The following is a 9,723-nucleotide window of genomic DNA, read 5'->3' on the forward strand; positions in this document are numbered from 1 at the left end:
CGGCTCCCGTGAAGGGGTGGGGCCCCGCCGCGGTGACGGGGCCCGAGCTGACTACTTACGAACCGGACTTGCGCTTGTTCCACACGTCGAAGCCGACCGCGGCCAGCAGGGCGAGGCCCTTGATGACCTGCTGCCAGTCGGTGCCGACGCTCAGGAGGTTCATGCCGTTGTTCAGCACGCCGAGGACGAGACCACCGATGATCGCGCCGAGGACGGTTCCCACACCGCCGCTCATGGACGCGCCACCGATGAACGACGAGGCGATGGCCTCGAGTTCGAAGTTCAGGCCCGCCTTCGGAGAGGCCGCGTTCAGACGGGCGGCTACCACCAGACCCGCCAGGGCCGCGAGCACGCCCATGTTCAGGAAGACAAGGAAGGTGACCTTCTTGTCCTTGACGCCGGACAGCTTGGCCGCCGGCAGATTGCCACCGATCGCGTAGATGTGCCGGCCGAAGACCGCGTTGCGCATGACGTAGCCGTAGCCGACCACCAGCACACCGAGGACGATCAGGATGATGGGCGCGCCCTGGTAGCTGGCGAGCAGCATGGTGACCGCCAGGATCGCGGCGGCGATGGCGACGAGCTTGAGCAGGAAGGCGTTGCGCGGCAGCACGTCCAGCGAGAACTCCTGCTCGCGCTTGCGGTCGCGGACCTCCTGGTAGATCACGAAGGCCAGCAGCACGAAGCCGAGCAGCAGCGTGAGGTTGTGGTAGTTGGTCTTCGGGCCGACCTCGGGAAGGAAGCCGTTGCCGAGCTTCTGCAGACCGTCCGGGAACGGGCCGAGGGTCTGGCCCTGCAGGAAGATCTCCGTCAGACCGCGGAAGAGCAGCATGCCCGCCAGGGTCACGATGAAGGACGGTATGCCGAGATACGCGATCAGGAACCCTTGGACCGAGCCCGCGACCGCGCCCACCAGCAGGGACAGTACGAGGGCGATCGGCCACGCCATGCCGTGCTGCACCGTCAGCACGGCCGCGAACGCGCCCACGAACGCCGTCAGTGAACCGACCGACAGGTCGATGTGACCCGCGATGATGACCAGCATCATGCCGATCGCGAGGATCAGGATGTAGCTGTTCTGCAGCACCAGGTTGGAGACGTTGCGCGGCAGCAGCAGGTCGCCGCCGGTCCACACCTGGAACAGGACCACGATCAGACCGAGCGCGATCAGCATGCCGTACTGCCGCATGTTGCGCTTGAGGCCGCCCAGCATCAGCTGCAGCAGTCCCTCGGAGCCCGGACCCCCGCTCCTGCCGGGCGGCGCCGAGGCCGGGACCTTGTCCGTCACATCCGTGCTCATCGGGTTACCTCTTTGTCCTTCGTCATCTGGCGCATCAGCACTTCCTGCGTGGCCTCGGCCCGCGGAACCTCACCGGTGAGCCGCCCGGCGGCCATGGTGTAGATGCGGTCGCACATGCCGAGCAGTTCGGGCAGCTCGGAGGAGATGAAGACGACCGCCTTGCCCTCGGCGGCCAGCTGGTCGATGACCGTGTAGATCTCGTACTTGGCGCCCACGTCGATGCCGCGGGTGGGCTCGTCCAGGATCAGCACCTCGGGGCCCGCGAAGATCCACTTGCTGAGGACGACCTTCTGCTGGTTGCCGCCCGAGAGCTTGCCCACCGGCTCGAAGACGGTCGGCGCCTTGATGTTCATCGACTTGCGGAAGCGCTCGGCGACCTGCCGCTCCTCGTGCTCGTCGACCACGCCCCGCTTCGCGACCTTGTTCAGGGCGGTCAGCGAGATGTTGCGGTTGATGGTGTCGATGAGGTTGAGGCCGTAGTGCTTGCGGTCCTCGGTGACGTACGCGATGCCGTGCCCGACCGCCTCGGCGACGGTCTTGGTACGGATCTCCGTGCCGTCCTTGAAGACCGTGCCGCTCGCGTGCCGGCCGTAGGTGCGCCCGAAGACGCTCATCGCGAGTTCGGTGCGGCCCGCGCCCATCAGCCCCGCGATGCCGACGATCTCGCCGCGCCGGACATGGACCGACACGTCGTCGACGACCTTGCGCTGCTGGTCGATCGGGTGGTGCACGGTCCAGTTGCGGATCTCCAGCGCCGGGGCCGCGTCCACCTCCCCCTCGTACGGCGTGCGGGCGGGGAAGCGGTGGTCGAGGTCGCGGCCGACCATGCCCGAGATGATCCGGTCCTCGGTGGTCGCCGGCGCCTTGACGTCGAGCGTCTCGATCGACTTGCCGTCGCGCAGGATCGTCACCGAGTCGGCGACCTTGCGGATCTCGTTCAGCTTGTGGGAGATGATGATCGAGGTGATGCCCTGCTTCTTCAACTCCAGGATGAGATCGAGGAGTTTGCCGCTGTCCTCGTCGTTCAGAGCCGCGGTCGGCTCGTCGAGGATGAGCAGCTTCACCTTCTTCGAGAGCGCCTTGGCGATCTCCACCAACTGCTGCTTGCCCACGCCGATGTCGGCGATCCGGGTCTCCGGGTGGTCGGACAGACCGACCCGGCGCAGCACCCCGGTGGCGTGCTTCAGCGTCTCCTTCCAGTTGATGAGTCCGTGCGAGGCGTGCTCGTTGCCGAGGAAGATGTTCTCCGCGATCGACAGGAAGGGCACCAGTGCCAGTTCCTGATGGATGATCACGATTCCGCGCTGCTCGCTCGCCCGGATGTCCTTGAACTCGCAGACCTCTGACTCGAAGAGGATGTCGCCCTCGTACGTACCGTGCGGATGAACGCCGGAGAGCACCTTCATCAAGGTGGACTTTCCGGCGCCGTTCTCACCGCAGATGGCATGGACCTCGCCCTGACGGACAGTCAGCGTGACGTCCGACAGCGCTTTGACGCCGGGAAAGGTCTTGACGATCGAGCGCATTTCCAGGACGGGTCCCGCCATGGTCGTGCCCTTTCAATCCGTAGGTGTGACCGACAACGACAAGGGGTTACTGAAGCTCGCTCGCCTTGTAGTAGCCGGTGTCGACCAGTTCCTTCTGGTAGTTGGTCTTGTCGACGCTCACCGGCTGGAGCAGCATCGCCGGGACGACCTTGGTGCCGTTGTCGTAGGTCTTGCTGTCGTTCGTCTGCGGCTTCTTGCCGTTGAGCGCGTCGTCGACCATGCCCGCGGCGACGTCGGCGAGTTTGCGGGTGTCCTTGTAGACGGTCTGCGTCTGCTGGCCGGCGATGATCGACTTCACCGAGGCGAGCTCGGCGTCCTGGCCGGTGATGACCGGCAGCGGCTTGCTCGAGGAGCCGTAACCGTCGGACTTCAGGGCGGCGATGATGCCGATCGAGATGCCGTCGTACGGCGACAGGACCGCGTTCACCTTGTCGCTCTTGTACGTGGAGGTGAGGATGTCCTCCATGCGCTTCTGCGCGGTGGCGCCGTCCCAGCGCAGGGTCGTGACCTTGGTGAGCTGGGTCTGACCGGACTTGACGACGAGCTTCTTCTGGTCGATGTACGGCTGGAGCACGCTCATCGCGCCGTTGAAGAAGTACTTGGTGTTGTTGTCGTCGTTGGAGCCGGCGAACAGCTCGATGTTGAAGGGGCCCTTGCCGTTCTTCAGGCCCAGCTTGTCGACGATGTAGTTGGCCTGGAGCTCGCCGACCTTGGTGTTGTCGAAGGACGCGTAGTAGTCGACGTTCTTGGTGCCGAGGATCAGGCGGTCGTAGGAGATCACCGGGATCTTGGCGTCGGCGGCCTGCTGGAGCACGTTGTTCAGGGACTTGTTGTCGATGGCCGCGATGATCAGGCCCTTGACGCCCTGCGTGATGAGGTTCTCGATCTGCGAGACCTGCTGGTCGGGGTCGTCCTCGCCGTAGACCAGCTTGGTCTTGTAGCCCTTTGCCTTGAGGTCCTTGACGACGTTGTTGCCGTCCGCGATCCAGCGCTCGGAGGACTTGGTCGGCATCGCGATGCCGATGGTGCCGCCCTTGGCGCTGCCCGCGTCCTCCTTGCTGCCGCCCTCGCTGTTCTGCCCGCACGCGGTCAGGGTGAGAGCGAGCGAGGCGGCTCCGGCTATGAGGGTGAGGGCGCTTCTACGAGTGCGCATAGTGATAGTCCCTGTTCTTCTCTTCGTTGAGATGTCTGAAAGCGAGGTCGGTGAGTCGCCCCGAGGGGCGCGGGGAACTGCGCGACCAGCCACATGCGGCCCGCAGTCCCCATCGGTCATCCGGCGGCACCGCCGACGGGGAAGCGGTTCAGGCGCCCCGGCAACCGGGATCCGAGCGGAGCCATGTCGCCGTCCGCCCCATGCCGGGCAAGAAGGTCGAGCGCCAAGCGCCCTCTCCGCACCCGCTCCCGCGCGGTGTCCAGGGTCACGTCCCGCAGGTGGGTGCCCCACGGGTAGATGCCGGGGGCCTTGGACAGGCCGAACTTCAGGTAGAGCGGTGCACCGCGCCGGATCAGCTCGGCGACCTCGTACATCCGGACGTAGCCGCCGAGGTCGTCGGGGGCCTCGATGTACATGTCCATGGGGGCGGCGGAGACCCGCCGTATCTCGGTGAGGTGATCGAGCGTCAGGTCGCTCGGCACGTTGACCGAGTCGGCGCCGAGGTGCTCGAAGACCGCGTAGCTGGCCGGGTTGACCGGCCCGACGAGCGCGGAGACCTTCAGCGTGGTGTCGGCCGGGATGATCCCGGCCGTGCGCGCCCGGTGCAGCGTCCACAGCACGCCCTCGTCGGCGACGAGCAGGCACTTGACGCCCAGCTCCGTTGCGCGGACGGCGTCTTCGACGCAGCCGGCGACGGCGTCGTGGCCGCGTGCGCGCAGTCCGGCCCCCCGCGAGTCGGAGCGCGCGGAGCCGCCGATGTCCCAGGTGCCGCGCGGGCCCGTGAACAGGCAGAGCTCGATGTCGCGTGCGGCCGTGGCCTCGACCATCTCGGTGATCTCACCGTCGGTCAGCATCCATACGCCGCTGCCCTGGCTGATCCGGTGGATCGGCACGTCCAGCCGCGAGGACTCCTTGAGCACGACGGCCAGCGCTTCGGGACCCTCGCACGAGGGGATCTCGGTGCGCCAGCGGCCGCCGCCGGGGAAGGTGTGCGGCGAGGCGTCGGCGGGGTCGAGGGCGGGCGCGCCCAGGCCGAGCGCGGTGAGCACCTGCTCACCGGGTCGGCGGGCCGCCGTGGCGGAAGCGTCGGTCGTCACAAGCTGTCCTTCGTTCGATATTTCGGACAAGGTTCGCGGCTCGGGGTAGAGAAAAGGCTTGGGTGTACGCCGGTACGGAGGCCGTCAGGTCGCCCCCGTACCGGCGTACGGCTAGGGGCGGAGCAGCACCTTGCCCACCTTCGGATCGCCGGACCCGACCAGTTCGATGGCCTGCGGGAACTCGTCCAGCGGCAGTTCGTGCGTGACGAGCGGCAGCGGATCGAGCAGACCGGCCGCGAACACCCGCACCGTGTGCGCCCAGGCGTCCGGCGGTGCCCCGAAGACGGTGTGCACCTCCAGCTGCCGTACGACCAGGTCGGTCGGATCGAGGCCCTCGGCGCCGGGCGCCGGGATGCCCGTCAGGACCAGGCGCCCGCCGCGCCGGAGCAGGCCGGCGGCGGTACGGGCCGCGTCCGCGGATCCGGCGGTCTCGATCACGACGTCGAGGTCGCCGGGCAGCTCCTGGTCCTTGGTGCGGAAGTCGGTGGCGCCGAAAGTTCTCGAAAGCCCGGCCCGGTCGGGTCGGGTGCCCACCACGAGCAGCTCTCCCGGCGATCCGGCCCGCAGGAACTGCACGGCGAACATGCCGAGCGTCCCGGTCCCCACCACGCCGACCCGCGCGCCCGGCCGGGCGTTCGCCTTGAGCGCGGCGGCCGCGATGCAGGCGGCCGGCTCCAGCAGGGCCGCGGCCGTCAGGTCCGCGTCGTGCGGCAGGACGTGCAGCAGCCGGGCCGGCAGGGTGAGCGTGGTGGCCATCGCACCCGGCTGGGTGAACCCCGTCTCCTCGTACCCGGCGGTGCACAGCGTGGTCTCGCCCGCGTGACAGCGGTCGCACACCTGGCAGTTGCGGAAGCCCTCGCCGACGACCTTGCGGCCCACGAGAGCCGACGGCACTCCGGTCCCGACCGCCGCCACCGTGCCGGACCACTCGTGGCCGGGCGTGAGCGGGTAACGCACGTATCCCTCGGGCCGGTTGCCCTGGTACACCTCGCGGTCGCTGCCGCAGATGCCGACGGCGTGGACCCGGACGAGCGCCTCGCCTGCGCCGGGCTCGGCGGGCGTGTGCTCGGCGAGCCGGTGCTCCCCGGGTCCCTCGACGACGACGGCGGTGCTCACTGGGCGCCCTTCGGGCTGCGCTTCTCCCAGCCCTCGGCCCACAGGTCGAACCGGGCCTGCTGCTGCGGGAACTCGGCCGCCGCGTCGACGTCCAGCTCGACGCCGAGGCCGGGCGCGTGGGAGAGGTGGAAGCAGCCGTCCTCCGGGTCCACCTGCGGCGCGCCCTTGACGACCTTCTTGATCTCCGCGTCCGCGAAGTCGTTGAAGTGCTCCAGGATCTTGAAGTTGGGGGAGGTGAAGCCGACCTGGAGCGAGGCGGCGGTGAGCACCGGCCCGCCCACGTTGTGCGGCGCGACGAGCATGTAGTGGGTCTCGGCCGTCGCGGCGAGCTTGCGGGTCTCCCAGATGCCGCCGATATGGCCGACGTCCGGCTGGATGATGTCGACGGCCTGGCTCTCGAACAGCTCACGGAACTCGATGCGGTCGTGAATGCGCTCACCGGTGGCGACCGGCATGTCGACCTTGGCGGCGACCTTCTCCAGCGCCTTCAGGTTCTCGGGCGGTACGGGCTCCTCCAGCCAGGCGGGCTTGAAGGGCGCGAGCTCGTGCGCGAGCCGGACGGCGGTGGCGGGGGAGAAGCGGCCGTGCATCTCCAGCATCAGCTCGGCCTCGGGGCCGATCGCGTCGCGCACGGCCTCGATGAGGGAGACGGCGTAGAGAGTCTGCTGGTGGTCCAGCTCGAAGTGCCCGGTGCCGAAGGGGTCGATCTTCAGGGCGCGGTAGCCGCGCTCCATGACGCCCTGGGCGGCCTTGTGGTACGCCTCGGGCGTCCGCTCGGTGGTGTACCAGCCGTTCGCGTACGCCTTGACCTTGTCGGTCACCTTGCCGCCCAGCAGCTGCCAGACGGGCACGCCCAGCGCCTTGCCCTTGATGTCCCAGCAGGCCATCTCGATCACAGCGATGCCGGACATGACGATCTCGCCGGCCCGGCCGTAGTCGCCGTACTTCATCCGGCGGACGAGGTCTTCCACGGCAAACGGGTCGGAGCCCAGAATGTGGTTGGCCTCCGCCTCGCGCAGATAGCCGATCAGCGCGTCGGTGTGGCCCAGCATGCGGGTCTCGCCGACTCCCGTGATCCCCTCGTCGGTGTGCACCTGGACGTAGGTCAGGTTGCGCCAGGGCGTCCCGACCACGTGTGTGCTGATTCCGGTGATGCGCACGGCAGTTGTCCCTCGCTGGTTCGACGTCTCTTCAACTGTGTTCGAAATTTCGTCACACGTTCGAAATGCTGGCGTGACAGTAAGGACGGGGCGGTGGAGGTGTCAATGGGTCGAACACATAACGGTTTCGACACTGCTTTCGGTGCGCTTTTCGACGACGGTTTCGGCGCCATCGGGGGAGATGCCCGACACGCCCTGCCGTACGGCCTCAACTCGCCGCGCCGGAACGGGTAGTTCCCTACACAACTTTCACAGCTGTGACTATGACCGTTACCTGAGAGGAACTTAGTCTTCCGGCGTCATGGATTACTGCCACCCGTGCCGACGGCACCTCAATGGCGCCCTCGCCTGCCCGGGATGTGGCGCACAGCTCGAAGAACTCCGCGCGCATGCGGAGCAGAACGGCGTGCGTGAGCCCGGGGGCGCGGCGTACGGGGCGGGTCCCGAGGGCCCGTACGGTGGCGCCGAGGGCCATGCCTCCGACGACGACGAGGCTGAAGAGGAGGACGGCGCCGGTGCGCCGGTGGGTCGCGCCGCCGCGCGGCGTGCGCAGGGACGTGGCCGCGGGCGTGGGCGCGGCAACCGGGCCGCCGAAGGGCCCGCGGGTGCTGCCAGCCGCCGCGACCGCAAAGCCGCCGCCCATCGCCGCCGGCGCCGCCGGATCCTGCTGATCACCGTGGCCTGCGCGCTCGCGGCCGGCGGCCTCAGCCTGGCCGAACTGGGCGTCGACGCACCCTTCTCGAGCCCCAAGCCGGCCGCGGCCGGGGACGAGTCGGCGGAAGGCGCGGCGGCGTCGCAGGTGGGCAAGGCCAAACCGGGCGACGGCAAGGCGGACGCGGGTTCGGCGACGGACGTCCCGTCCTCGGGCGTCTCCCCCTCCCCGTCGAAGTCCGCGAAGGACAAGGCGAAGAAGGACGAGCCCGACAAGGACGCGCAGTCCGCCACGGCGACCGCGAACCCGGCCCCCGCGACGACACCTCCGGCGACCGCGCCCCCTGCGTCGACCCCGCCCCCGACCTCGGCGCCGACGAAGTCGAACCCGACCCCCACGCCCACGCCGACCCACACGTGCAAGCGGTTCCTCTGGTGGTGCGGCTGAGGGGTCGCGGCCTCGGTGGCGGCCGCTTCAGGGGGCGGTGCCGGAGTTCCGCCGAACGGCTACGCCGCCAGCATGCGCCGTAGCAAATCGCGCAAAGACCGGCGCTCCCCGTCCGACAGGCCGGCCAGCGGCTCGCGGGCGAAGCGCAGACCCTCGCGCAGTTCCCGGGCGACCCGCAGGCCCTCGTCCGTCGCGGCGGCCAGCTTCACGCGGCGGTCGGCCGGGTCCGGGCGGCGCTCGACCAGGCCCCGCACCTCCAGCCGGTCCACGATCCCGGTGACGTTCGACGGCTCGCACTTCAGCTTCTGCGCCAGCTTCCGCATCGGCAGCGGCTCCAGCGACAGCAGACTCAGCAGCCGCGCCTGCGCGCCGGTCAGCGCGTGCTCGCCGGCCGCCTCCTCGTAGTCCGCGTAGAACCGGGCCACCACGTCGCCGATCAGCTCGACGACCTCCATGGTCAGCGCATCGGGGCGGCGGGTCTTCTCAGGGGTGGGCATGGCACCCAGGATACCTCTTTACTTGACAACCTGAAATATTCAGGAGCATGGTTGTTTCAGCTACTGAAACATTTCCCCCACGCCCGGAAAGGCGCTCGTCATGATCAACCGCGAATGGCACCTGCTCAGCCGTCCCGTCGGCTGGCCCAAGCCCGAGGACTTCGCCCTGGTCGAGACCGAGGTCCCGACGCCGGGTCCGGGCCAGGTGCTGGTGCGGAACAAGTACCTCTCGGTGGACCCGTACATGCGCGGCCGCATGAGCGACGCCAAGTCCTACGTCGCGCCCTTCGAGCTCGGCAAGGTCATGCAGGGCGGCGCGGTCGGCGAGGTCGTCGCCTCGAACGCCGAGGGCATCGCGGCCGGCGACCACGTCCTGCACGTCTTCGGCTGGCGCGAGTACGCGGTCATGGATGCCAAGAACGCCGTCAAGGTCGACCCGGAGGCCGCGCCGCTGAGCACGTACCTCGGCGTCCTCGGCATGACGGGCCTGACGGCGTACGCGGGCCTGCTGCGGGTCGGCGCCTTCAAGGAGGGCGACGCGGTCTTCGTCTCCGGCGCCGCGGGTGCCGTCGGCAGCCAGGTCGGCCAGATCGCGAAGCTCAAGGGCGCCTCGCGGGTCATCGGCTCCGCCGGCTCCGACGAGAAGGTCAAGCTGCTCGTCGAGGAGTACGGCTTCGACGCCGCCTTCAACTACAAGAACGGCCCGGTCCACGAGCAGCTGAAGCAGGCCGCCCCGGACGGCATCGACGTCTAC

At 68.8% G+C, this 9,723-nt stretch carries 9 protein-coding genes; 2 read left to right on the forward strand and 7 right to left on the reverse strand.

The annotated features are described in order from the left end of the window. Positions 1–55 precede the first annotated feature (55 nt). From mmsB to ACGFYN_RS07725, 6 genes are all read right to left on the reverse strand, one after another. A complete protein-coding gene (mmsB, locus tag ACGFYN_RS07700; RefSeq protein ID WP_393864832.1) occupies positions 56–1,300 on the reverse strand; it encodes a multiple monosaccharide ABC transporter permease in 1,245 nt (414 codons plus the stop codon). Then, a complete protein-coding gene (gene mmsA, locus ACGFYN_RS07705) occupies positions 1,297–2,847 on the reverse strand; it encodes a multiple monosaccharide ABC transporter ATP-binding protein (protein ID WP_393864833.1) in 1,551 nt (516 codons plus the stop codon). Before mmsA ends, mmsB begins: the two co-directional genes overlap by 4 nt. 46 nt (positions 2,848–2,893) lie before the next feature. Then, positions 2,894–4,000 (reverse strand): multiple monosaccharide ABC transporter substrate-binding protein, encoded by a 1,107-nt coding sequence (gene chvE / locus ACGFYN_RS07710; protein WP_393864834.1) that lies wholly within the window; start codon positions 3,998–4,000, stop codon positions 2,894–2,896. A gap of 116 nt (positions 4,001–4,116) precedes the next feature. Next, a complete protein-coding gene (locus tag ACGFYN_RS07715) occupies positions 4,117–5,097 on the reverse strand; it encodes a hypothetical protein (protein WP_393864835.1) in 981 nt (326 codons plus the stop codon). Positions 5,098–5,208: 111 nt separating this feature from the next. Next, positions 5,209–6,213, reverse strand: coding sequence for a zinc-binding dehydrogenase (locus ACGFYN_RS07720; RefSeq protein ID WP_393864836.1), 1,005 nt, complete (start codon positions 6,211–6,213; stop codon positions 5,209–5,211). Next, positions 6,210–7,373, reverse strand: coding sequence for a mandelate racemase/muconate lactonizing enzyme family protein (locus ACGFYN_RS07725; protein WP_393864837.1), 1,164 nt, complete (start codon positions 7,371–7,373; stop codon positions 6,210–6,212). Before ACGFYN_RS07725 ends, ACGFYN_RS07720 begins: the two co-directional genes overlap by 4 nt. 406 nt (positions 7,374–7,779) lie before the next feature. Here ACGFYN_RS07725 and ACGFYN_RS07730 point away from each other — a divergent pair, with 406 nt between their 5' ends. Further along, positions 7,780–8,472 carry a hypothetical protein gene (locus ACGFYN_RS07730; RefSeq protein ID WP_393864838.1) on the forward strand — a complete coding sequence of 231 codons (693 nt, stop codon included), beginning with the start codon at positions 7,780–7,782 and terminating at the stop codon, positions 8,470–8,472. 59 nt (positions 8,473–8,531) lie between these two features. Here the strand turns inward: ACGFYN_RS07730 and ACGFYN_RS07735 are convergent, their stop codons facing one another. Beyond that, positions 8,532–8,969 (reverse strand): MarR family winged helix-turn-helix transcriptional regulator, encoded by a 438-nt coding sequence (locus ACGFYN_RS07735; protein WP_393864839.1) that lies wholly within the window; start codon positions 8,967–8,969, stop codon positions 8,532–8,534. A gap of 100 nt (positions 8,970–9,069) precedes the next feature. Between ACGFYN_RS07735 and ACGFYN_RS07740 the strand changes: the two genes are divergently transcribed. Then, the coding region (locus ACGFYN_RS07740) for an NADP-dependent oxidoreductase (RefSeq protein WP_393864840.1) at positions 9,070–9,723 on the forward strand (654 nt) is incomplete at its 3' end.

The organism is Streptomyces sp. NPDC048419 (genome assembly GCF_043200415.1).
Taxonomy (GTDB): domain Bacteria; phylum Actinomycetota; class Actinomycetes; order Streptomycetales; family Streptomycetaceae; genus Streptomyces.